The 24,532-nt window shown below is 45.1% G+C and carries 22 protein-coding genes and 1 tRNA gene; 12 read left to right on the top strand and 11 right to left on the bottom strand.

Annotation, left to right across the window (positions count from 1 at the left end):
* Positions 1-403: 403 nt before the first annotated feature.
* Both D8S93_RS07620 and D8S93_RS07615 read left to right on the top strand, forming a co-directional pair.
* Positions 404-3,133, top strand: coding sequence for a heavy metal translocating P-type ATPase (locus D8S93_RS07620; RefSeq protein WP_152812665.1), 2,730 nt, complete (start codon positions 404-406; stop codon positions 3,131-3,133).
* A 21-nt stretch (positions 3,134-3,154) separates the two neighbouring features.
* Complete coding sequence (locus tag D8S93_RS07615) at positions 3,155-3,604, top strand: DUF411 domain-containing protein (protein ID WP_012842060.1); 450 nt, start codon at positions 3,155-3,157, stop codon at positions 3,602-3,604.
* 55 nt (positions 3,605-3,659) lie between these two features.
* Here the strand turns inward: D8S93_RS07615 and D8S93_RS07610 are convergent, their stop codons facing one another.
* Together D8S93_RS07610 and D8S93_RS07605 are read right to left on the bottom strand one after the other, a co-directional pair.
* Positions 3,660-4,352: an oligogalacturonate-specific porin KdgM family protein gene (locus D8S93_RS07610; protein ID WP_005382004.1), complete on the bottom strand. Its 693-nt coding sequence runs from the start codon at positions 4,350-4,352 to the stop codon at positions 3,660-3,662.
* Between the two features lie 438 nt (positions 4,353-4,790).
* Entirely contained in the window at positions 4,791-7,442 is a 2,652-nt protein-coding gene (locus D8S93_RS07605) for a beta-N-acetylhexosaminidase (protein WP_152812663.1), read from the bottom strand.
* Between the two features lie 495 nt (positions 7,443-7,937).
* Between D8S93_RS07605 and D8S93_RS07600 the strand changes: the two genes are divergently transcribed.
* Together D8S93_RS07600 and D8S93_RS07595 are read left to right on the top strand one after the other, a co-directional pair.
* Positions 7,938-8,810, top strand: a complete 873-nt coding sequence (locus tag D8S93_RS07600) for a TraB/GumN family protein (protein ID WP_006743037.1) — start codon at positions 7,938-7,940, stop codon at positions 8,808-8,810.
* Positions 8,811-8,937: 127 nt separating this feature from the next.
* Positions 8,938-9,360, top strand: coding sequence for a hypothetical protein (locus D8S93_RS07595; RefSeq protein ID WP_152812661.1), 423 nt, complete (start codon positions 8,938-8,940; stop codon positions 9,358-9,360).
* A gap of 319 nt (positions 9,361-9,679) precedes the next feature.
* Here the strand turns inward: D8S93_RS07595 and D8S93_RS07590 are convergent.
* A tRNA-Pro gene (locus D8S93_RS07590) sits at positions 9,680-9,756 on the bottom strand.
* A 260-nt stretch (positions 9,757-10,016) separates the two neighbouring features.
* Between D8S93_RS07590 and D8S93_RS07585 the strand changes: the two genes are divergently transcribed.
* The 3 genes from D8S93_RS07585 (at position 10,017) to rluF (ending at position 12,124) form a co-directional block, all read left to right on the top strand.
* Complete coding sequence (locus D8S93_RS07585; protein WP_005382236.1) at positions 10,017-10,157, top strand: DUF3149 domain-containing protein; 141 nt, start codon at positions 10,017-10,019, stop codon at positions 10,155-10,157.
* Positions 10,158-10,289: 132 nt separating this feature from the next.
* The gene (smrA, locus tag D8S93_RS07580; protein WP_005393162.1) at positions 10,290-10,871 is read left to right on the top strand and encodes a DNA endonuclease SmrA; all 582 of its coding nucleotides are present in this window, start codon (positions 10,290-10,292) and stop codon (positions 10,869-10,871) included.
* 95 nt (positions 10,872-10,966) lie between these two features.
* Positions 10,967-12,124, top strand: coding sequence for a 23S rRNA pseudouridine(2604) synthase RluF (gene rluF, locus D8S93_RS07575; protein ID WP_006743334.1), 1,158 nt, complete (start codon positions 10,967-10,969; stop codon positions 12,122-12,124).
* A gap of 68 nt (positions 12,125-12,192) precedes the next feature.
* Here the strand turns inward: rluF and ybaK are convergent, their stop codons facing one another.
* The 8 genes from ybaK to hemA all read right to left on the bottom strand — a co-directional run bounded on the left by ybaK (position 12,193) and on the right by hemA (position 19,980).
* Positions 12,193-12,666: a Cys-tRNA(Pro) deacylase gene (ybaK, locus tag D8S93_RS07570; protein WP_085342950.1), complete on the bottom strand. Its 474-nt coding sequence runs from the start codon at positions 12,664-12,666 to the stop codon at positions 12,193-12,195.
* 102 nt (positions 12,667-12,768) lie between these two features.
* Positions 12,769-14,451, bottom strand: a complete 1,683-nt coding sequence (gene ushA, locus D8S93_RS07565) for a bifunctional UDP-sugar hydrolase/5'-nucleotidase UshA (protein ID WP_152812659.1) — start codon at positions 14,449-14,451, stop codon at positions 12,769-12,771.
* 151 nt (positions 14,452-14,602) lie between these two features.
* Entirely contained in the window at positions 14,603-15,454 is an 852-nt protein-coding gene (gene kdsA, locus D8S93_RS07560) for a 3-deoxy-8-phosphooctulonate synthase (protein WP_152812657.1), read from the bottom strand.
* 53 nt (positions 15,455-15,507) lie between these two features.
* Complete coding sequence (locus D8S93_RS07555; RefSeq protein WP_005384098.1) at positions 15,508-16,317, bottom strand: SirB1 family protein; 810 nt, start codon at positions 16,315-16,317, stop codon at positions 15,508-15,510.
* A 6-nt stretch (positions 16,318-16,323) separates the two neighbouring features.
* Positions 16,324-16,707, bottom strand: coding sequence for a SirB2 family protein (locus D8S93_RS07550; protein WP_005382225.1), 384 nt, complete (start codon positions 16,705-16,707; stop codon positions 16,324-16,326).
* A gap of 40 nt (positions 16,708-16,747) precedes the next feature.
* A complete protein-coding gene (gene prmC / locus D8S93_RS07545) occupies positions 16,748-17,602 on the bottom strand; it encodes a peptide chain release factor N(5)-glutamine methyltransferase (protein WP_152812655.1) in 855 nt (284 codons plus the stop codon).
* Positions 17,603-17,605: 3 nt separating this feature from the next.
* Positions 17,606-18,694 carry a peptide chain release factor 1 gene (gene prfA, locus D8S93_RS07540; protein ID WP_006743330.1) on the bottom strand — a complete coding sequence of 363 codons (1,089 nt, stop codon included), beginning with the start codon at positions 18,692-18,694 and terminating at the stop codon, positions 17,606-17,608.
* Between the two features lie 29 nt (positions 18,695-18,723).
* Positions 18,724-19,980, bottom strand: coding sequence for a glutamyl-tRNA reductase (gene hemA, locus D8S93_RS07535; RefSeq protein ID WP_005384104.1), 1,257 nt, complete (start codon positions 19,978-19,980; stop codon positions 18,724-18,726).
* A gap of 161 nt (positions 19,981-20,141) precedes the next feature.
* On the opposite strand from hemA, the gene lolB reads away from it, so the two are divergent.
* The 5 genes from lolB to ychF all read left to right on the top strand — a co-directional run bounded on the left by lolB (position 20,142) and on the right by ychF (position 24,437).
* Entirely contained in the window at positions 20,142-20,753 is a 612-nt protein-coding gene (lolB, locus tag D8S93_RS07530; protein WP_152812653.1) for a lipoprotein insertase outer membrane protein LolB, read from the top strand.
* On the top strand, positions 20,750-21,622 hold the full coding sequence (gene ispE / locus D8S93_RS07525) for a 4-(cytidine 5'-diphospho)-2-C-methyl-D-erythritol kinase (protein ID WP_046874292.1): 873 nt from the start codon (positions 20,750-20,752) through the stop codon (positions 21,620-21,622). The genes lolB and ispE overlap by 4 nt, the downstream gene beginning before the upstream one ends.
* A gap of 27 nt (positions 21,623-21,649) precedes the next feature.
* Positions 21,650-22,594, top strand: a complete 945-nt coding sequence (locus tag D8S93_RS07520; protein WP_005393176.1) for a ribose-phosphate pyrophosphokinase — start codon at positions 21,650-21,652, stop codon at positions 22,592-22,594.
* A gap of 150 nt (positions 22,595-22,744) precedes the next feature.
* Positions 22,745-23,335, top strand: a complete 591-nt coding sequence (gene pth, locus D8S93_RS07515; RefSeq protein WP_005384112.1) for an aminoacyl-tRNA hydrolase — start codon at positions 22,745-22,747, stop codon at positions 23,333-23,335.
* A gap of 10 nt (positions 23,336-23,345) precedes the next feature.
* On the top strand, positions 23,346-24,437 hold the full coding sequence (ychF, locus tag D8S93_RS07510) for a redox-regulated ATPase YchF (protein ID WP_005393178.1): 1,092 nt from the start codon (positions 23,346-23,348) through the stop codon (positions 24,435-24,437).
* Positions 24,438-24,532: the final 95 nt, after the last annotated feature.

The raw sequence follows: 24,532 nt of genomic DNA, 5'->3' as shown, positions 1-24,532 counted from the left end.
TTTGGACGGGGCAAATATGACAAACTTTTTTCGCACTAAAAAACTTTCCCTACAGCAATCTGAGCGACTTCAAAATGAGAAGATCAAAAACAATATAAATACTTAATAATCAAATAATTAAGTTCAAATATAAAAAGTTAAAAACGTTAAAAGCACTTCTTGACACTGAACTGACATTGAGAGCATCTTAAAAGCGTGAGCGACTTCATTCATCTTTTAGGTGTTTTAACGGAACTTTATATTCAGAGAGAAAAAACCTTGAGATCACTCGCAAGTAAAATGGCAGTGAACTTTTGTGATTCAAGCGATTTTGACGAAATTGTTGTGAGCCCAAAATGGGTATTGACCTTACCCTTGCAGGAAGGTTTAAGCTCAATGTATCACGATTATTGAGGTGCAGATTATGTATCAGTTTGTTATACCTTTATCAGGGCTCAACTGCATGGGCTGTGCGAGAAAAGTTGAGAAGGCTTTACATGCGAATCACGATGTAGAGATCCTCACTTTGTCCCCAACGCAAGTAGAGGTCAAAACCGAGTCCTCTATCAAAGAGCTTGTCTCATCAATTGAATCTCTTGGTTACCAAGCAGGAAATCAGTACGAGTTAAACCTTTCAGGCTTAAGCTGTGGCGGCTGCGTGAAAAAACTCTCGTCTTTATTAGACTCTCATCAAGACGTTATTTCTTTCGAGGCTTCAACAACGCACTTAGAGATTCGTACCCTACTCTCCGAGCAACAAGTCATTGAGCTAGTTGCCAGCTTGGGCTATACGGCCAACAATAGCGCTGTTACTGATAACTCAGTTGCTGAAGAGCACAAGGCAATCACTCCCGATCAATGCCAAAGCCAGACATATCAAAGCGAAAAAGGCGACCAAGCAGCGCCTGACGAGCAACCAGCAGGCACGGCTCAACTACAGATGTTGATTCAAGGTATGACCTGTGCAAGCTGTGTCGCATCAGTAGAAAAAGCTCTTACTAATGTACAAGGGGTTGAAAAAGCTCAGGTAAACCTCGCAGAACAAAGCGCACTGGTGTTTGTGACTGAAGACTCAGATTCGTTACATCAATCTATTTTGCAATCTGTCAAACAAGCGGGTTACCAAGGCGAGGTTTTACAAGACGCCGCGACACAGCAAGAAAAGCAAGCGCAGCAACAACGTCAACAGCAAAAACGCTTTAAGTTGGATGCAATTGCCGGCCTTGTTGTGGGTGCCCCTTTGATGATTTGGGGTGTTGCTGGTGGCAACATGATGATTCGCAACACCAACGACCAATTAGCTTGGGGCGCGATCGGTATCGTATGTTTACTCCTTCTTGCCACAGCAGGGAAACACTTCTTCAGTAACGCTTGGTTAGCGGCTACTCACAAGCGAGCCACCATGGACACGTTAGTCGCTCTCGGTACTGGCGCAGCGTGGTTCTATTCGATGCTTGTGGTGATTTTCCCAGACTGGTTCCCTCTTGCTTCACGCCACGTGTACTTTGAAGCGAGTGCAATGATCATCGGCTTAATTTCTCTTGGCCACTATATAGAAGCAAAAGCCAAAGCAAACACAACACGTTCCTTACAAGCGTTGATTAACCTGCAACCTCAGCAAGCTACGGTAATTACGGAACAAGGCGACCAACAAATCGCGGTAGAAGAAATCACTCTAGGAATGAAGTTACGTATCAAGCCGGGAGAGAAAGTGCCCGTCGACGGTACGGTAATCAATGGTGAATCGTATATCGATGAGTCCATGCTAACTGGTGAACCCGTTCCTGTATTAAAAGCACAAGAGGCACATGTATCCGCAGGGACATTGAATACCGACGGCTCTATAACTATAGAGGCTACCGGAATCGGCGCAAATACGATGCTCGCACGTATTATTCGTATGGTGCGCAGCGCTCAGAGCAGTAAGCCTGCCATCGCGAAATTGGCAGACCAGATTTCATCAGTGTTTGTCCCTGTCGTTGTAGGCATAGCAATACTGGCCGCGCTTGTTTGGTTTGCCGTTGGCCCAGAGCCAAAAGCGAGCTATATGCTGGTGGTCACCACAACCGTACTTATCATCGCCTGCCCTTGTGCTCTAGGCTTAGCAACCCCACTTTCTGTCACGGTGGGAGTGGGTAAAGCCGCAGAACTCGGCATTTTGATCAAAGATGCTGATGCCCTGCAGCTAGCGAGTAAAATAGATACGGTTGTGTTCGATAAAACAGGCACGCTTACCCAAGGTAAACCGAGTGTGCAGCAAGTGTTTACTCAGACCACCAGCCAAGAAGAGCTGTTGGGGTTAGCGTACGCCGCCGAGCATCAGTCAGAGCACCCACTAGCAAAAGCGGTATGCGATTTTGCTAATCAGCACGACACGCAAGAAGTGACTCTCGATAAATTTGAAAACGTTCGTGGGCGCGGCATTTTGGCAACGTATCAAGGTAAACCGCTGCTTATTGGCTCGCTTCAATTTATGCAAGCGGAAAACGTTGCAACAGAGGCACTTCAGGATGCAATTGACGAATGCGCTCAGAATGCATGGACTCCGGTTGCCGTTGCGCTCGATGGTGAGTTAGTCGGCCTGATCGCCATTGCTGACCCAATCAAATCAGATGCAAAACAAGCGCTCTCTGCATTAAAATCGCAAGGCATCAAAACGGTAATGCTAACGGGTGACAACCAACACGTAGCCAACGCTATCGGTCAAGAACTTGGTATTGATGAAGTAATCGCTCAAGTAATGCCAGATGAGAAAGCTCAGCACATTGAGCAACTTCAATCCCAAGGCCATGTCGTGGCAATGGTGGGGGATGGCATTAACGACGCCCCTGCTCTCGCGTTAGCCAACCTTGGTATTGCAATGGGTAGCGGCAGCGATGTCGCCATTGAAAGTTCGCAAATGACCATCCTTAACACGTCACCAATGGCGGTGGTACATGCGATTGAACTGTCGCGCGCTACACTTAAAAACATGAAGCAAAACCTATTTGGAGCCTTCGTTTATAACTCACTGGGGATCCCTGTTGCCGCAGGCGTACTTTATCCTGCATTTGGATTTTTGCTCAGCCCAGTTGTCGCAGGTGCGGCAATGGCGCTGTCATCTATTACTGTCGTTAGTAATGCAAATCGACTACGACTTTTTTCAGTAAAATAACCACTTATATTTGAGGCTATTATGAAGTTGAAATTATTGACCTTTGCAATGCTTGCGACCGCATCCGCCAACGTATTGGCAGCTGATGTCATTAACCACAAATCGCCATACTGCGGCTGCTGTGGTGAATGGACAAAACACATGGAAGAGAACGGATTTACGGTCGAAGAGAAATTGCACGATGACATGAACGCCATAAAACGCGATCTAGGCATCAAGAACGAACAGCTTTACTCTTGCCACACAGCAGAAATCAACGGCTATGTGTTCGAAGGTCACATTCCAGCCGAAGACATTAAAGCATTCTTAGAAAATCCACCACGTAACGCAAAAGGGCTCTCGGTACCGGGCATGCCAATGGGTTCCCCTGGTATGGAGTATGGCGATAAAAAAGACAGCTACACTGTTTACGCGTTTAACGAAAAAGGCCAAGTGTTCGAATATAGCCACCACGAAGGCAACGACAAATAACAAGAAAGCCCAGCAAATCAATTGCTGGGCTTTTTCTTAATGGACAGATATAAGATTAGAAGCCGTAAGAGGCACCAAATACAAACGCATTGTTAACTAGGCTATCACCACTTGCGTTTTCTGCACCGTGTGCTTGGCTACGGAACTCAAAGTAAGGCTGAACACCTTTACGTGTCCACGTTGCGCGAAGTTCGTGGTCCATCGTTTCCGCTTCAATCATGTAGACGTTGTTGTAGCTTAGCGTCACATCTTCATTCATCACGTAACCAATACGATTATCCATACGGTAATCTGTATCCGCATCTGCGTCTGTCGCATCAATATGCGCACGAGTACGGTTACTTAGCGAGATACCGTTATCGAAGTTGTAACCGATCTTAACCAATGGACGGTACTGTACGTTCTCGCCAGCAGAGAACAAGTGTTGGTAACCCGCTGCAACCCATAAATGATCGGTAATGTTAAATGACTGCTCACCACCCACAGTGATTGCTGGTGTTGTGTTACCCGCGCCACCGTTTTCTGTTTCCAGTTTACCCAGCTGAATACCATCAAACTCGGTGTAAACCGTAAAGCCACCAAATTGGTTATCAAAAGTATGACCAGCTTCCAGTGTAGACGTAACGTCCGAACCATGGATTCGACCATCATCGTGGAATTGAACGTTACCTGTTACGTAAGAAGAACCAGCAAAAGCGCTAGAAGCGAAAGCGAGAGAAAGAGCACTCAGTGCAAAAATGTTTTTCATAATTACTGCCTTTATTTATTCACGTTATGCGACGGTTTTAAAGGGCTTCTCTTCCCTTTTATCGCAAACTTTGGAATGTGCCTCCTTGGCGATCGCAATATTGCTCCAATTAATTCGCGATGGAAAATAAAACATTTTAAAAAGTGATCTTGTTCAAACCGACGCTCAACAACCCTGATAAAAGTATGGCAAATACAGGCACTTACCGTATTTTTCTATAATGATTCAAAAAATAGAAGTGTGATCATAAACAGGTAATTTATTGACATTTAGCAAATTAAGTCGATCCAGTTCACAATAACCCTGACCATTACAAGCTAAAACTTATTTATCAATGAAAAATAATCAGACATTGGTCACACTTAATTTTCCATGAAAATAAAGAAACCCTCAACATGACATTGAGGGTTTGCTTAAATTTAGCTGAGAAGATTAAGGTTATTTCACGCTAGTTACGCGGCTTGCTCTTTCCCCTGTCGCCGATACAGAGCGGATAAACACTTCTCCTTTCACACTTGGACGAGCATTGTCTGCGTAAGTCAGCCAGTTTTGACCGTCTAATGAGTATTGCAGTTCAACGCCAGGGAACTGAACGTTCATAGCTAGCTTGCCGTTTTCTACTTTCGCACCAGGAATTGGAAGGCGGTAGTCGATACCAGATTTTTCTAGCTTAGCCAGTTCACGTTGGCCAAGCACGTTCGCAAAGCGGTTGTAGTCTTGGTTTAGCGATGCTTTATCAACTAGGTTAGAGTTTTGCGAGTACTCAACACCGACTTTGTAGTCATTCTCCCAAACTGCGCGGTGCCATGCACGCTCAGCGGCTGCGAGTACGCGAGGGAATACCATGTACTCGTATTGCTCATCGTTACGTACTGTCTCAGACCAAAGCTGTGCTGATAGACCGTAGAAAGGTTTCGCTTCGATTTCACCTTTACCAGTAAAGCCGTTGCCATCGCGGTCTACAGAGGTTTCTGCGTTCTGAGGCATGTTCTCTGGTGCAAAGCCAAACATCTTACGCGTATCGGTTGCACGTGTTGCCCAGTAGTAACCACGCTCTTTCGGATCAACTTCGTATGGCATGTCCATGTACACATAGTCAGGGTTAGAAACGATCACGTCGTAACCTTTCTCAGACCACTCGTACACTGATGATGTACCACCCCAGTAAAGAACGTCCCAGAAGTTAACACGCGTATTTTCTGTTGCGAATGCTTTCTCACCTTCGCTGTATTTCAAACCATCTTGCCATGCTTGGAAGTTTGGAATGCCTTTCTCAGCAACTAATTTTGATACTTCTTGCGCAAAATGACTCGGTAGGTGAGCAAAATCGCTCACTGTGCCGTCTGCGATTAACGCCTGACATTGTGGAGATTGCGCAAATGGCTTGTCTTGTTTCGACAGATCAATCGTTCCCTTCCAGCTTACTTTGTCTTCTGCGTTAACGTCTTGGAAACCAGCGCCAAGCTTGATGTTCTTCGCTTCATCGCCACCAAAGTGCCATGTCGTTAGCGGTGCCCCAGCTTCAGCGTGCATTGCTGCCACTTCTGAAATCACTTTATCTACAAAGCGAGTGGAAGATTCCATACACGGGTTGATAAAGCTTTGCTTATCGTAGAACTGAACCGTAGTGACATTAGAAGCATCTTGAGGATCCATCAGGCGGTATTCGTTCGCTTCAGCTTCCTTACCTTCTTCCATCAGGCGGTCGTAACGTGCTTCCATTGATACTACCGCTGCACGCGCGTGTGCTGGCATATCGATTTCGGGAATGACTTCAATGTTACGCGCTTTCGCGTATTTCAAGATTTCCACGTAGTCTGTTTTACTGAAGTAGCCAGAGCCAAAGTTGTCTGTCGTTGGACCGGAACCAAGCTGAGGCAGTACGCAGCTTTTCTCTTGTGTATCGAAACAACGATTAGCGCCAACCTCTGTCAACTCAGGTAGGCCTGGGATTTCTAAACGCCAGCCTTCATCATCGGTTAGGTGAAGGTGAAGTTTGTTCATCTTGTACGCTGCCATTTGGTCTAGCGTTGCAAGAATGGCGTCTTTAGAGTGGAAGTTACGAGCTACATCCACCATCACACCACGGTAATCAAAGCGAGGTGCATCTTGAATAGACAGTTGTGGTAGAGAATCAGCATTTTGGCTATCTACCAGGCCAAAGATAGATTGCACTGCGTAGAAAGCACCTGCTTGGTCAAACGCTTTAATCGCAATACCATCGCCTTTGATGCTCATCTCGTAAGCACCAGATTTTGCCAGTTCACCGGTGAAGTCTGCAGGAACAACAGTGATGCTTACAGGAAGATCACCACGAACGTCCACACCTACCACTTCTGCACGATCTTGAATTGCTGCGTATTGAGTCGCATCGAATGCGTCTTTAGGCAGCGCAATACCCGCCGCGATATCTACTGTACCTTTGCCTGCTTCAACAGACATTGGCGTTGGTAGTAACGTGGTTGATACGTCTTGTTTTGCTAGGTCTTCGTTCTTCTCGAAACGAGACACAGCGTTTGCAAATACGTTGTTGTCATCTGGCGTACGTTTTAGGTTGTTACCTTCAAGGCCAGTCACGAAAGATGCAACGTCTTCTGTGTTAAGAGAAGCGATCATCTTAGGTTCTGCGTTTGGTGCAGCCACGAAAGCGCCTGGCATAAAGTCGGTTTCAAATAACTGCCAGTATTCGCCAATTAGTGGAAGTACCACTTCTTCGCCCGCCGCAAAGCCATCAAACTTATCTGTTGGTTCCAGTTTGTGTAGGTCACCCGTTACACGAGAAATTTTGAACTGATCATTATCTACATCCAAAATCAGACGAATGCTGTGGAAGTAGATAGCCCAATCTTTAGAGTTAACCGCTTCACCTTGGTTAACTAGCGTCATGTTCACCTTGTTACAAGAAGCCCACTCAGCTCCTAAATCCTGACAAGCAAGACCTTCGTTTGCACCGTGGTTAGTCAACACTTGGTATTGAATATCAAGGTTATTAGCCAGTGAATTTACAGCTTGTTGCTCAGAGCTTTGCAGAGCAGAGCAACCTGCTAATGTGGTGATAACAGAAACAGCAATCAGACTAGGTTTAAACATCTTACTTCCCCAAAAAAGTCAGTGGTTCAAAACGACAATGATAAAAATCGCGGCTCCTCAAATGCGAGGGGCCTAACAGTTGCATTCAACATACAACCAGTTATTTCTAAGCGTAAAATAAATAGAAATAGGAAGTGATCTAGTTCAAAAAATGATACTCAGCAAAAACCATAAAAACTTAACTTTCATGAAGTTACAAGCCACGTTAAAATCGAATAACTTGTTTTGACGAGTTTGCTGCGATCTAGGTCACTCATATTCATGAGTTACGACTGATTTTGTAAGATTTGGATCACGCCTAATTATTTTGTGAACCATTAGTAAGCGAATTACCTATTTATCTTTCGTGAAGTGACTCTCATTTATTCGTCGTCAAAACTCGTCAATATTTTTAGAAATGACGATTTTGTCGAATATCCCCACTAGAGAAATTGCACTTAACCTCAAGTATTTTTGCGTATAAAGTTTAAAGGTATCTTACCTGAGGACCATTCTATGTTTCGTCTCTTGACACTCATATCATCCCTACTTGTTGCCTTTGCTCCCTTTTCCTCTTATGCAGAACCGCAACATTGGTTAGCAAAAAAAGGGGAAACCGAGCTGATGATCATTGGCTCTGTGCATGTGGGCGATAAAACGATGTACCCACTCCCTAAAACTATTACTCAGCACTTAAGCCAAAGCGCTGGATTGATTATCGAAGCTGATGTCAGAAACTCTGAAGGCTTGGTTTACCCACAAACAACCATCCTTTCTAAAGATGTTTTAGACAAGGCTCAACGTCGCCACTTAGTCGAGATAGCACAAGATTTAGGGTTGCCTGAAACTCAACTTTTAAATTCTCCACCATGGACGGCTGCATTAACCATCCAACTCGCTTTAGTCAACAAACTGGGGTATGTCTCTGATAAAGGGGTCGACATGCACTTAATAGGACTCGCTGATAAAAAACAAATCCCGGTCATTCCACTGGAGTCCGTGCAATTCCAAATCGATTTAATAGCAGGTCAATCAGAAGGCGGTAAAGAGATGCTCCTCTCGTCAATTGAAGAATATGACGGTGGGGAAGAATTGGTTCAGTGTTTGATAGAAAGCTGGAAGAGCGGTGATGGTAGTATGTTGGTCGAGGCATCATTAACCGATCAAGCAACAGAAGATTTTAATCAGGCTTTCTTATATGAGCGCAATCGAGATTGGGCAAAAAAACTTGATACTGGCAGTGTCCTACCTCAACGTTCGGGTCGCTATACCGTTGTTGTCGGCAGTTTGCATCTAGTTGGTAAAGATAATCTGATTGAGCTGCTTAAAAAAAGGGGCTTTGACATAAAACCACTCGGTAAAACCCGCCAAGCTAGGTGCCATATTTAGAAATTTATTTGAAGGCAGCCAGCCTCATCAATGATGAATAGCAAGGCATCACGCTAACACGATCACTGACAATGGTTTACTCCTCTGCTAAAACGACTCTAACCTATGTGGATACATAATAACTCATATGAAATTTAAAGCTTTATTCCTATGCGTGAGCAGTATGATGCTCACTTCATCGCTTGCTTATGCTAAACCGTCATGTAACGTAGAAAATTTTCAAGCTATTGATATAACCCCGGAAGCAAAAGGCGGGCTATTAAATAAAGAGAGTGGCCAGTTTCTTATTACCGAAAAACCAATGATGCGTTGTGCGAACATCACTTTTTCCACTAACCATACCCGAAATCGCGTCGCACATATGATGAATCAAGGCTTTGAAGCTGTTTACTTTGATGGAAGCTCGAGCAAATCTCACTCTGTCACGTTTGATGAAGACGAACTAAAAGCAGGTTACATCAAAGTTGGTCCAAACCATCCAAAGACCGCTTATGTTTGCTTCACAACTTCTGAAACCCCTATCAGCACTATCTCGTGTGACATCAAGTAATAAATTTACTCGCTCTAAAAAATGAAAAGGCCCTACATCTCTGTAGAGCCTTCCTCTCAATACGTGTCGGTGAAGTGCCATATTCTAACGTCAGGTGAACCCATTTGGCTCGATACTATTGAAGTCTAAAATTACTAGCGCTAAAAACGACGAAAGCCTGCTCATTGAGCAGGCTTTCTAAAAGTGGTCGGTGAAGTAGGGATTCGATTGGACTGGCATTCCATCGGACTGGCGCACCAGACCCCGACCCTCTGGCTCCAAATAAATATCACCAAATACGAAAAAGGCTCTACATTTCTGTAGAGCCTTTTTCTCAATATGGTCGGTGAAGAGGGATTCGAACCCCCGACCCTCTGGTCCCAAACCAGATGCGCTACCAAACTGCGCTATTCACCGAGATGTTTAACTGAGGACTTGTCCCCGTCAACGAATGCGTATATTACGGATTCTGAACTGTGACGCAAGTGCTTTTTACAAAAAAACCTTAGGTCTTAATTCGTTTGATGAATAACTGAACACTAGCACGTAAAATGTGACTGATAACTCACAACAAAATACAGTTTATTAACCTTAGCAACATAATTGATCCAGATCAGTGTGCAACAAGGCACTGCCATTTAGTTTTATGCCTGTCGGGAACATCTTGGAGGAAACGTATGGACTTTTGGCTTGATCTCCTATTTGGTAATGCAGTGGGTCTATCGTCAATGATAGTAATCTTTGGGGCAATTGGTCTGATGTTATTTTACGGCGGTTTCTTCATATACAAGATCATGAACGACAAATCTCCTCACTAGATCTCGCTTAGCTCTAGAAACGCTTTGCACCGGAGTCGGTTACTTGCCTACTCCGGTTTTTTATTTGATCTCAATGCACCACTCATTGATATAATCCTATTATTCCTCCCTGTTCTTAATGAGATTACTACTATGTCTCACGATGACGATTTTGATCTGTTCCAACAGATGATGGGCGATGTAAAGCCGATCACTCAAGACACCGCCGAACACAAAAAAGTACACCAAGTAACCGAAGCACAGCTCGCCAAGAGAGAAGCGGCAATCTGGCTAACAGAAGATGACCCAGAATACCTGTCACTTGATCACGCAGAGATGCTAAAACCAGAGGACTTTGTTGAGTTTAAACGTGATGGCGTACAAGACGGGGTTTACCGCAAGCTTCGTCTTGGCAAATATCCAATCCAAGCACGCCTAGATCTGCATCGTAAAACATTGAAAGAAGCTCGTGATGAAGTCGTAAAGTTTTTAAAACAGTGCCTATCAATGGACATACGAACGGTCGTTATTGTCCACGGCCGAGGAGAACGCTCAAATCCACCAGCACTAATGAAAAGCTTTGTTAGCAGCTGGCTACAACAAATCAGAGAAGTTCAGTGCGTGCATAGTGCGCAACGCTTTCACGGTGGAACCGGAGCCGTTTACGTTCTACTGAGAAAAAGTGCGGAAAAGAAATTAGAAACTCGCGAACGTCACCAAAAACGGTTGGGCTAAATTTCACCCTAATGCTAGAATGCCCGCCCTTATTCTTCCTTCCCTTTCACGGGAAGGAAACTTCATTCGCCGTTGTGAAACGTTAGGAGACAAAAATGTCACAAGACAACGCTAAACGATTAAATAAATTCATCAGTGAAACTGGCTTTTGTTCACGCCGTGAGGCAGACAGACTGATTGAACAAGGTCGTGTCACCATTAATGGAAACAAGCCTGAAATGGGAACAAAAGTACTACCTGGTGATGATGTTTGTGTGGATGGTAAGCCAGTTGCAGCAAAAGAGAAGCCGATTTATATCGCTCTCAATAAACCAACAGGCATCACCTGTACAACAGAACGAGATGTACCCGGGAACATCGTTGATTTTATCGGTCACAAAAAACGTATCTTTCCGATCGGCCGCTTGGATAAACCCTCTGATGGTCTGATTTTTTTGACCAACGATGGCGATATCGTCAACAAAATCCTCCGTGCTGGCAACAGCCACGAAAAAGAGTACGTTGTGCGCGTGGACAAACCGATTACAGGTGAGTTTCTCAAACAGATGTCGAGCGGCGTTAAGATTCTCGATACCGTCACTCTACCTTGTAAGGTAACGAAAGAGACTAAGTTCTCTTTCCGTATTGTGCTCACTCAAGGACTTAACCGCCAAATCCGTCGTATGTGTGAAGCACTAGGTTACGAAGTCTTTAAGCTTCGTCGTGTTCGAATCATGAATATCTCTCTTGACGGTATTCCGAACGGAAAATGGCGTTACTTAACTGACGATGAAGTCGCTGAGATTCTTGCTATGTGCGATGGTTCGGTGGGTACAGAAGAGGCATCTCGTGTTGACTCAAAAGGCCGCAATATTCGTAAAGCGACCGACGCGAAGTTATATGACAGCCGTGAAGAAAACCAAGACTCGGTATCTCGACGAAATCAAAAGCCACGTACCTACCGCGGAAATAACGCAGACGATTTTCGTCATGCTCCAAACTCGAAAAAAGGTCAACAAAAGCGTCGTCAGCGTGACGATGAAGGCGGACGTCCAGCTAAAGAACATTACAAAGCGAAACCACAAGGTGAACGTAGCAGACCGCAAGGCGAGCATGGAAAATCACACCGTAAACCAGATGCATCGAGCAATACGCACTCAGCAAACAAGCCTCAATCACCGAGTAAGCCTAAGCAGCATTACATGAACCCAAATGCCGCGAAGCCAAGCAAACCAGCTAAACGCACCGGTGGTACATTGAGTCTGAAGAAGTAAGTAACGCTTCTCTGACAGGCAAGATCAAAAAAGGACGCTCATGAGCGTCCTTTTTATTTGTCATGAGTTTACAAACAAAGAGGTGCAAACTGACCACGAGTTAATCCAAGCAAATCTTTCGGGGCTAACTCGATTTCTAAACCACGTTTACCTGCACTCACACAGATGGTGTCTTGCTCTGCTGCGCTTTCGTGCAAAAAAGTAGGTAAGGCTTTTTTCTGCCCCAGTGGGCTAATCCCACCAACAACATAACCTGTGGTCTTTTGCGCGATTTCCGGATCAGCCATATCGGCCTTTTTGCCCTTCGCTGCTTTCGCTGCGAGTTTTAGGTTCAGCTTTTGATCAACAGGGATAATCGCAACCGCAAGGTTCTTTGGCTCGCCGTTCAAGCAGAACAGCAAGGTTTTAAATACTGTTTTCGGATCCTGCCCCAGTACTTCAGCAGCCTCCAAGCCATAGCTATCGGCTCTAGGGTCGTGCTCATACTGATGAATCGTGTGTGGAATTTTTTTCTTTTTCGCAAGATTAATGGCCGGAGTCATCAAGATTCTCCTCATAAAAACAAAAAGCGCAGATTGAATTGGATCTGCGCTTTTAGTTAATGATATCAGCGAGTTTGAGTCAATCGCTTTTTCTCTGTTGGGTTACTGATCAATCGCCGTATCAACTAAATACGTGATTTCACCTGAAGGGGCATACTCATTAACATCAATAGGGCTGTGTGTTTCTAAATAATCCTTCAAAACCTCAGCATCGGTAAAACCTGTATTTACATACCCTGGATGATCGTCGATTTTAGGGTAACCATCACCACCAGCGGCATTATAGCTTGGTACGGTAAAGCGGTAATTATCATCTAAGCGAAGTTGCTTATTACCAATGAACACATTGGTTACCTCACCATTATTGATACTCATCGCAATACCCGCAAACTGCGCGTAAGCTCCAGAGTCGACAGGCTTAGTTGCAACAACATTTAGGTAATCCAATACTTCTTTGCCCGTCATATCAACGTAAGAGACCATATTGCCGAATGGCTGAACAGTCAGCACATCTTTGTAGGTAATGTCACCTGCTGCAATCGAATCGCGAACGCCGCCAGAATTCATTACGGCAAAATCTGCTTTTGCCCGTTCCATATGAGCCGTTGCAATTAATCGACCTAAGTTTGTTTGCTGGTAACGAACCACACTGCGGTCACCCTCAAGCTTACCGTTAGATTCTGCAATCTTCACGTTTAGCTTGCCCTGACCTTTTTCTTGATAAGGACGAAGAAACTCAAGCATCATTTCGTCTTGTTTAATCTCTTCTTGGATAGAGACTCGTTGCGACAGACCATCAACTTTAACTTTCTTTTTCAAGTTTACAGGGATCAGATCGTAGCTCACCATCGAGAGTTCGCCATTACGAAACTCGTAATCGGCGCGTCCCACATATTTCCCCCACTCATGTGCCTGAACAATAAAGGTACCATTTTGTTTATCGGGCTGACATTCATCACCTGGTTTAAAGTTCTTTTTGATAACGTTTGGCCCTTCCATGCACACAGGTTCTTGTGAGTGTCCTCCAACGATCATGTCGAGATCGCCGTCATTCAAATAACGAGCTAACGCCACATCGCCAGGAGCATTGATGCCTCTATTACCATTTTCATAGTGTCCCATATGCGTGACAGCAAAAATCAGATCTGGATACTCTGTCTCTTTCAGTTCTGCAATCAGCTTCTTGGCTTCTTCTTTTGGGTCACGGAAGTCAATTTGTTCAATGAATTCAGGGTTGCCAAGTTTCGCTGTGTCTTCGGTTGTAAGACCAATGACCGCAATTTTAATGCCCTGCTTTTTAAACATCGCGTATGGTTGGAATAAACGCTTGCCAGTACTTTTATCGTAAATGTTGGCAGACAACATCGGAAAGTTTGCCCACTCTTGCTGCTTGAATAGCACGTCCAATGGATTATCAAACTCATGATTACCCAGAGCCATCGCATCGTAACCAATTTTGCTCATGCCTTTAAAATCTGGCTCGGCATCTTGTAAATCAGACTCAGGTACTCCAGTGTTGATGTCACCACCAGAAAGCAGTAACACACAGCCCCCCTCTGCTTGTATTTCTTCACGCAAATCATCTATTAACGTTTTACGTGCCGCCATACCGTACTCGCCGTATCGATTTTGCCAAAAACGACCGTGATGATCGTTAGTGTGTAGCACGGTCAATTTATAGGTTGTATCTGCATTCCATTCTGGTGCAGGTTGCGTAGCACACCCAGCTAACGAGGCCAAAATAGCGGCACTCAACGCAGTTTTAATAATCAGACGCTGCTTCATTTATTTACCTTTTTTCTTATTGGGAGTCACTGATGCACATTCCCAGCGGCCTAGAGCCTTTACAGCAAGAAGCTGAGAATGATGCGCCATCTGATAAAAAAATAGCCAACACGAGGTTGGCTATTGCATTTGATCACCAGCCATCTGGCGTTTACTTGATATCGATATCTGCAAAGCTCTTGATCAGATCATCAAGAGATTTCATTTGCGCTAGGAACGGTTCTAACTTGTCTAGCGGCAGTGCAGATGGGCCATCACAGCGTGCTTGGTCTGGGTTTGGATGCGCCTCGATAAATAGACCTGCGATGCCTGTTGCTAGACCCGCTTTCGCAAGTTCAACTGTCTGCTCACGACGACCGCCAGACGCCGCACCTGACGGGTCACGCATCTGTAGTGAGTGCGTCACGTCAAAGATGATTGGGCTGCCTTTCGACGCATTTTTCATCACACCAAAGCCAAGCATGTCTACGACTAGGTTATCGTAACCGTGGCAAGAGCCGCGCTCACATAGGATGATCTTGTCGTTACCGCATTCCGCGAACTTCTCAACGATGTTACCCACTTGACCTGGGCTCATAAATTGAGGTTTCTTCACGTTGATAACCGCACCTGTTTTTGCCATTGCTTCAACAAGGTCAGTTTGACGAGCTAGGAATGCAGGAAGCTGAATAACGTCTACCACGTCAGCGACAGGTTGAGCTTGCGCTTCAATGTGAACGTCAGTGATGATCTTCACACCAAATGTGTCTTTTAGCTCTTGGAAGATTTTCATACCTTCTTCAAGGCCTGGGCCACGGTATGAATGAACAGAACTGCGGTTTGCTTTGTCAAACGACGCCTTAAATACGTAAGGAATGCCAAGTTTTTCCGTTACTTTTACGTAGTGCTCACAGATCTGCATCGCAAGATCACGAGACTCAAGAACGTTCATGCCTGCAAATAGGGTGAATGGCTTGTCGTTAGCAACCTGAATGTCGCCGATATTAACGATTTTCTGTTCCATTTTGATTCTCTTTTTCTGTCCACGATACGCCACAGTTCGGCACATCGATAAAATTAGTGAAGTGTGACGTGCGTTTCACTCATCACATTAACTTGTGATTTTAGTAGCTCAGAAGCCGGATCGTCAGGGCATTGGTCAATAAAGTACTGAAAATCTGACACCGCTACTTGAGGGCACTCTAGCTGTTGGAAAATAAAACCACGGTCACGAATCTCGTATGGGTCATCTGGCACAAAGGTTAACGCAAGGTTCGTACAACGCAACGCCAGCGTGTAGTGCTCTTCACGTAACATCGCGCTTTTGATCAACGCTAACCAGCGACCAATAATGGTTGGATTGTCAGCTTCTTCAAAGTGTTCTGGCTTTAACTGAGCCAACGGTCCTTCTTGCCCAATAAGCCAAGCTTGGAGAATTCTTTCCCCCACATACTCACCATTAAATGGGTTAATGTAGTCTGGCTTTTTATGCATCCAATCGACTTTTAGCAGAAACTGAGTAGGGAAAGTGACTCCCTTCAACGGGAAACCCAGCTTTTTGCCTAGATATAATAAAATCGAACCTAAACTAACCGGAATACCTTTTCGGCGCTCCAACACTTTATCGATAAAGCTGTTGTCCGAAATAAAGTATTCCTGCTCGTCGCCTTTGAATCCCCACTCATGGAAAAACAGTCGTAGGAATGCATCAAATCGCTGCTCTTCATCCGTTTCATGAACAAGCGTGGCTTCCGCATCTTTGTAAAGACGCTCTAACTCTTGTTTCGCCCAATGTACTTTGGTTTCAGGGTTAATCGCTTTGTTTAGCTCAAGCGCACCTTCCACCAACGGTATATTGTCAAAATCTTCGTCAAAAAACTCTAACATGACGTCTTATCCAAATAACGTAGGGCTCTTAGACACAGCAATGTTTGCAGCCATGACCAACCAACCTAATGCGCCGAAAAAGCCAAATATCTTCAGTAGGTTGTTTTTCGCAAGCTTCAACGAGAAGAAACCGAGTGCAATGTACGCCAGTACGCAGGTGATTTTGTTTGTTAACCACGGTGCGGCATCAGTAAACGGGATGAAACCAGTAATGAAAATAAGCGCGATACCTGACACTAGCAATGCAGTATCAACGATGTGAGGAAACACTTTCAAAAAGCGATTATTTCGCTTCGGTGAGTTCATCATCATTAACACGAATCGGATCGATAATAGTGTCGCGCTGAGCGCAATCGTCACTAAGTGTATGTGTTTTAGAGCTACGTACATTCTTCTTCTCTTTTTAGTTAGTGTTTGCTGACTTCCATGATTAACTGGCCAGGCAACCAAGTGTTACTCGATCGTTACCGCCGTAATCTTTTTCCGTAGCGACCTGTTGGTAACCAAAACCACGCATTATCTCACGCACCGCCTCACCTTGATCATAACCATGTTCGAATGCCAGCCAACCGCCTACTTCAAGATACTGACGAGCAAGATCCGAGATATGGCGGATATCGGCTAAACCATTCTCCTTAGCAACTAATGCAGATTTTGGCTCAAAGCGCACATCACCTTGGGATAAATGTGGATCTTTTTCATCAATATACGGCGGATTGGAGACAATTAAAGCAAACTTCGTACCCTCTGCAATAGGCTCGAACCAACTGCCTTGAGCAAAGGTCACATTTTTGATGTTTAGCTGCTCAGCATTGTACTCTGCAAGTGCTTTCGCTTCTTGCTTGAGATCTACGCCCATCACTTGACGTTTTGGCATTTCAGATGCGAGTGCGATAGCAATTGCCCCCGTCCCCGTTCCAAGATCTAAAATAGGTCCTGTTTGCTCATAGGTCTTATCGAGTGCAACTTCGACCAAACGTTCTGTATCCGGTCTTGGGATCAAGGTAGAGGGAGAAACTTTGAACGGTAGAGACCAAAACTCTCGCTCACCAATAATATAAGCGACGGGTTCACCAGCTAAACGTCGTTCAAGTAGAGCGTCGAATTTTGCTTGTTGCTCTGCTTCTAATGCTTTTTCTGGCCAGGTCAGTAGATAAGTTCGTGGTTTGCCAAGGACATGGCAGAGGAGTACAGCTGCATCGAGAGAAGGCGACTCTTTGCCGCCTTCTGCCAGTTTCACCGTCGCACTTTTCAGTGCTTGCTCAATTGATTGAACTTGGCTCATCGATTAGCCGTTCTCTGCGAGCGCCGCAAGTTGGTCTGCTTGGTGCTCTTGAATCACAGGATCAATCAAGCTCTGCAGGTCACCTTCCATCACTTCGTTCAAACGATAGATGGTTAGGTTGATGCGGTGATCAGACACACGACCTTGTGGGTAGTTGTAGGTACGAATACGGTCACTACGGTCACCAGAACCTAAAAGGTTACGACGTGTATCAGACACTTCTGCAGCACGACGCTCTTCTTCCGCTTGAACGATACGAGCAGCAAGAACCGCCATCGCTTTCGCTTTATTCTTGTGCTGTGAACGCTCGTCCTGACACTCTACTACCGTACCCGTTGGTAAGTGGGTAATACGGATTGCAGAATCCGTGGTGTTAACGTGCTGACCACCCGCGCCAGACGCACGGAACGTATCGATTTTCAGGTCTGCTGCTTTGATTTCTGGCAGATCCGCCTCTGGGATTTCCGCCATCACCGCTACGGTACATGCAGAAGTATGCACACGGCCTTGGGATTCAGTTGCAGGAACACGCTGTACACGGTGACCGCCAGACTCAAACTTCAGTACGCCGTACGCACCGTCGCCGCTCACTTTTGCGATCATCTCTTTGTAACCACCGTGTTCAGCTTCGTTTGAAGACATCACTTCGATGCGCCAGCCACGCTTTTCTGCGTACTTGCTGTACATACGGAATAAGTCACCCGCGAAAATACCCGCTTCGTCGCCACCCGCACCTGCGCGAATTTCTAGGAAACAGTTACGATCATCGTTCGGATCTTTTGGCAGAAGAAGAATCTGTAGCTCATCAGTAAGACGCTCAATCGTCGCTTTCGCTTCTTTGATTTCTTCTTGCGCCATTTCACGCATTTCTTCGTCGTCTTCGTTTGCCATCTCTTCAGCGGCGACAAGATCTTCTTGCGCTTGTTGATAAGCTTGGAAGCACTTTGTTACTTCTTCTAGCTGAGAGTACTCTCTTGATAGAGCACGGAATTTGTCCTGATCTCCAATAACATCAGGATCACCAAGAAGATGTTGAACTTCTTCGTAACGTTCTACTAGCGTTTCTAGCTTAGTCAGAATAGAGGCTTTCATAGTGTCGTTTTCTTAATAAAAAGCGTGAGTTATAGATCATCCAAGCCGAGTGTCTGGCGGATAATCGTTAATTTTGCTGGTTCGCCTTGCTCTGCCGCACTTTGCAATGCGCGAGTTGGAGCGTGAATCAGTTTGTTGGTGAGTTTATTACTCAGCTCGCGCAGCACTTTCTCTGGATCTGCGCCCGCCGCTAAAGATTGCAAACTTTTGCTCAGTAACTCTTCACGAATTTCGTTGGCTGATTTGCGATAGTCGCGAATACTATCGACGGCTTGCAGTGAACGCAACCATGTCATAAACGCAGCGCTTTCTTCACTGACAATCGCTTCGGCTTGAATCGCTTCGACTTTACGCTGCTCAATGTTGCTGTCGATGATAGATTGCAAGTCATCAACCGAATACAAATATGCGTCGTTCAATTCACCGACTTCCGACTCGACATCTCGCGGCACCGCAATATCGACTAACAAGATAGGTTGATGTCGGCGCTGCTTCAGAGCCGTTTCGACCATACCTTTGCCAATAATAGGCAATGGGCTCGCCGTTGAGCTAATCACGATATCCGCTTTCGCCAAATGTTCAGGAATTTCGTTCAAACTGATCACTTCTGCGCCAAATTGATCCGCTAAGCCTTGCGCACGCTCTTTAGTGCGGTTCGCGACAATCATTTTTGTGCAGCCGTTGGATGCTAAATGCTTCGCGACCAGTTCAATCGTCTCTCCCGCACCAACCAAAAGCACGGTTGAATCAGATAACGACTCAAAAATATGTTTTGCCAATGTACATGCGGCATAAGCCACGGACACAGCATTACCGCCGATATCTGTTTCTGTTCTCACACGCTTGGCGACTGAGAACGTCTTTTGAAACAGTTTATCAATTGAAGCATCGACAGCTTGATGATCTCGCGAGTCAGAAAATGCTTGTTTTACCTGCCCCAAAATTTGAGGCTCACCCAACACCAGAGAATCTAGCCCGCATGATACGCGCATCAAATGCTTAATTGCGGCTTGTTCTTCATGCACATACAAACTCGGCATTAAATCTTCGCGGCTCACTTGATGAAACTGAGCAAGCCAATCGATTAACTTATTTCGCGCTCCTTGCTTAACATCGCAGTACAACTCAGTTCGGTTACAGGTTGAAACAATCACACTGCCGTTAACCGCTTCGTGCTCTCTAAGTTGCTCGAGTGCAGGGCCGAGTTTATCCGGACCAAACGCCACCTTCTCTCGCAAGTCGACAGACGCTGTATTGTGATTGATTCCAATAGCAAGCAAGGACATCTAACGTGGTATCTCTGGGATAGGTTATAAAATAGGTCCAGAATTTTACTGTAAGCACGCATTTATTGAAAGGGTAAGCCGGATTTGTTTTCCTAACTGCGACTTTTCAATGCTATAGTTGTGAGCGATTCCCGACGAAACTGATTAATAAGCCATCAAACATGACGTTACGCTCCTTTATTCTTTTTTTCTTGTCGAGCTTACTGCTCGCTGGTTGTTCCTCCGTTCCTGAAAGTGTTACCAGCGTTGAATGGCAAGCTCATGAGCAACGACTCGAGACCATCCAAGATTTTCAAGCAACGGGAAAACTTGGTTATATTGGCCCAGACCAAAGACAAAATTTAAATTTCTACTGGAAACATTCTTCAGCACTCAGTCAACTACGTTTAACAACGATTCTTGGTCAAACGGCATTAAAGCTCACCATCACACCACAAGGTGCCACAGTAGAAACTTACGATGACCAGGTCCTTTCCTCTCGCAGTGCAAACCAGCTAATTTACCGTCTTACGGGGTTAATGATGCCCGTTGAACACATGCCTGACTGGCTATTAGGCCTACCGACCGATGCCGACAAATTCCAATTGTCCCCAACCAATACACTGCAAGCGTTAAACAAACAAATTGGTTTAAATGATTGGAGTATTGTTTATCAACGGTATGGCGACGTTCAATGGCATGAGCAGTCTCTACCACTGCCAAATAAGCTGAAACTCACCACTGCTGACGTCAAAATAAATCTAGTGATCACAAAATGGAACATCACCCAATGATCGAACTTTCAACCCGCTGGCCATCACCAGCGAAATTGAATCTCTTTCTATACATCAACGGTCGCACAGAAAACGGCTACCACGAGTTACAAACCTTATTCCAATTCGTCGATCACGGCGATGAGCTCACCATTCAAGCAAACCATTCTGGTGATATTACGATTTCTCCAGATATAGAAGGTGTGCCTCTTCAAGACAATTTAATTTGGAAAGCAGCAACCGCACTTCAAGCATACTCAGAGTGCCCTTTTGGCGCACATATTGAGCTACAGAAAGTGCTACCTATGGGTGGGGGCATTGGTGGGGGCTCATCGAACGCGGCTACAGCATTAGTGGCACTGAACTACTTATGGCAACTGAATCTAACTGACGATGAACTGGCTGAAATTGGTTTAAAACTGGGCGCAGACGTGCCCGTGTTTGTGCGCGGATTTGCAGCTTTTGCTGAAGGTGTTGGCGAGAAACTCTCCCCCGCTTATCCCGAAGAAAAGTGGTATTTAGTCGTCAGACCGAATGTTTCTATCGCAACCGTCGACGTTTTTTGTCATCCAGATCTAACGCGAAACACCCCAAAACGAGATCTAGAAACACTTTTAAATACACCAAGCGTAAACGATTGCGAAAAAATTGTACGAATGCTCTACCCAGAGGTTGATAAGCAACTTTCTTGGCTGCTACAATACGCGCCGTCAAGATTGACGGGGACAGGATCTTGCGTTTTTGCTGAATTTTCGAGCAAATCTGAAGCAGAAACTATCCTTGCACAACTCTCTGATAAAGTCTCGGCATTTGTCGCTCAAGGGCGCAATATTTCGCCATTAAAAGAGACTTTGGCTGAATACCAATCAGCCTCACACCGACCTATTTAAACTGGACGCAAACCCGAGGTTTCCACCGTGCCTGATATGAAGCTATTTGCTGGTAACGCAACACCTGAACTAGCCCAACGTATTGCTGATCGTCTTTACATCTCTCTTGGTGATGCATCTGTTTCTCGCTTTTCTGATGGCGAAGTTGCAGTTCAAATCAATGAGAATGTTCGTGGTAGCGATGTTTTCATCATTCAATCCACTTGTGCACCGACTAACGACAACCTAATGGAATTGGTTGTTATGATTGATGCAATGCGCCGTGCTTCAGCAGGCCGTATCACTGCAGTTATCCCTTACTTCGGCTACGCTCGCCAAGACCGTCGTGTACGTTCTGCGCGTGTGCCAATTACTGCAAAAGTTGTTGCTGATTTCCTATCTAACGTTGGCGTAGACCGCGTTCTAACTATCGACCTACATGCTGAGCAAATTCAAGGCTTCTTCGATGTACCTGTAGACAACATCTTCGGCACGCCAGTGCTACTTGAAGATATGCAGGCTCGCGGTCTAGATAACCCTGTTGTGGTATCTCCTGACCTAGGTGGCGTTGTTCGTGCTCGCGCAACAGCAAAAGCACTAGGCGACATCGACATCGCAATCGTAGATAAGCGTCGTCCACGTGCAAACGTTTCTGAAGTAATGAACCTAATCGGTGATGTTGAAGGTCGTGATTGTGTGATCGTTGATGACATGATCGACACAGGTGGCACACTATGTAAAGCAGCTGAAGCACTAAAAGAGCGCGGTGCTAAGCGTGTATTCGCTTACGCTACTCACGCTGTATTCTCAGGCAACGCTGCGGACAACATCAAGAACTCAGTTCTTGACCAAGTTATCGTAACTGACTCTATCTCTCTATCTAAAGAGATGGCTGCAACAGGCAAAGTGACAACACTAAGCCTATCTCGCATGCTAGCTGAAGCGATTCGTCGTATCAGTAACGAAGAGTCAATCTCTGCAATGTTCAACTAATCCGAACATTTCAGTTACACTGATTTCAAAAGCACCCCTCTTTGGGGTGTTTTTTATTTGTACTGATAACCAGAAAATCCCTTGGTCGCCCACTGCGAGAATTCTGTGCTATCATACTGCGCTTTTTGAGATTCCAGAGAGATCCTAACCTTGAGTCAACAAATCAAACTTCTTGTTGGTCTTGCTAATCCAGGACCAGAATACGCCAGAACTCGTCACAATGCGGGCGCTTGGGTTGTAGAAGAATTAGCACGCGTTCACAACGTTACACTGAAGAACGAGCCAAAGTTTTTTGGTCTAACAGGACGCATTATGGTCAATGGCCAGGATCTCCGTTTGCTTATCCCAACCACCTTCATGAATCTATCAGGTAAATCGATCGCAGCGCTTGCGAAATTTTATCAAATTAAACCTGAAGAGATCATGGTTGCTCATGACGAGCTAGACTTACCGCCAGGTGTCGCTAAGTTTAAAAAAGGTGGGGGTCACGGTGGACACAACGGTCTGCGTGACACCATTAGCAAACTGGGCAATAACAAAGATTTTTATCGTCTTCGCATTGGCATTGGTCATCCGGGACACAAAGATAAAGTGGCGGGTTTTGTATTAGGTAAAGCGCCAGCTAAAGAGCAAGAGCTTTTAGATGCAGCAGCTGATGAGGCTGTTCGTTGTCTAGATATCCTGATTAAGGATGGCCTATCTAAAGCACAAAATCGCCTCCACACGTTCAAAGCTGAATAAGGTTACTATCATGGGTTTTAAATGTGGCATCGTTGGTCTACCTAACGTAGGTAAATCAACTCTGTTCAACGCACTAACTAAAGCGGGTATCGAAGCAGCAAACTTCCCGTTCTGTACCATTGAACCAAACACTGGTGTGGTTCCTGTGCCAGATCTACGTCTAGACGCACTAGCTAAGATCGTTAACCCACAGAGAGTTCTTCCAACGACGATGGAGTTCGTGGACATCGCTGGTCTTGTTGCTGGTGCATCACGTGGTGAAGGTTTAGGTAACAAATTCCTAGCTAATATCCGTGAAACAGACGCGATTGGCCACGTTGTACGTTGTTTTGAAAACGAAAACATTGTTCATGTTTCAGGTAAAGTTTCACCTATCGAAGATATCGAAGTGATCAACCTTGAACTTGCAATGGCTGACCTTGATTCTTGTGAGCGCGCGATTCAACGTAACGCGAAGAAGGCAAAAGGCGGCGATAAAGACGCAAAATTTGAACTAACAGTACTAGAAAAACTGTTACCAGTACTAACTGAAGGCGGCATGGCACGCACAGTTGAGCTATCTAAAGAAGAGTTAGCAGCAATCGGCTACCTAAACTTCCTTACACTGAAGCCAACTATGTACATTGCAAACGTAAACGAAGATGGTTTCGAAAATAACCCATATCTAGATGCGGTTCGCGAGTTCGCAGAAAAAGAAAACAACGTCGTTGTACCTGTATGTGCAGCTATCGAATCTGAACTATCTGAACTAGAAGATGAAGATCGCGAAGAATTCCTAGCGGATATGGGGATCGAAGAACCGGGACTGAACCGTGTAATTCGCTCTGGTTACGAGCTACTAACTCTACACACCTACTTCACGGCAGGTGTTAAAGAAGTACGTGCGTGGACAATCCCTGTTGGTGCAACTGCGCCTCAGGCGGCAGGTAAGATCCACACTGACTTCGAGAAAGGCTTTATTCGTGCAGAAGTAGTCGGTTACGACGATTTCATCCAATTCAATGGTGAAAATGGCGCAAAAGACGCAGGTAAATGGCGTCTAGAAGGTAAAGACTACATCGTAAAAGATGGTGATGTTGTACACTTCCGCTTCAATGTTTAATTAAATGAATGAATTTTAAACACTTCATTTACACTAAAAGCCAGCTGCTCAGCTGGCTTTTTTAATACCTTAAGTAAATGAGCAAAAATAAATTA

The organism is Vibrio sp. VGrn 2 (genome assembly GCF_009361695.1).
In the GTDB taxonomy this organism is placed as follows: domain Bacteria; phylum Pseudomonadota; class Gammaproteobacteria; order Enterobacterales; family Vibrionaceae; genus Vibrio; species Vibrio diabolicus.
This window is presented reverse-complemented; position numbering and strand designations above follow the sequence as displayed.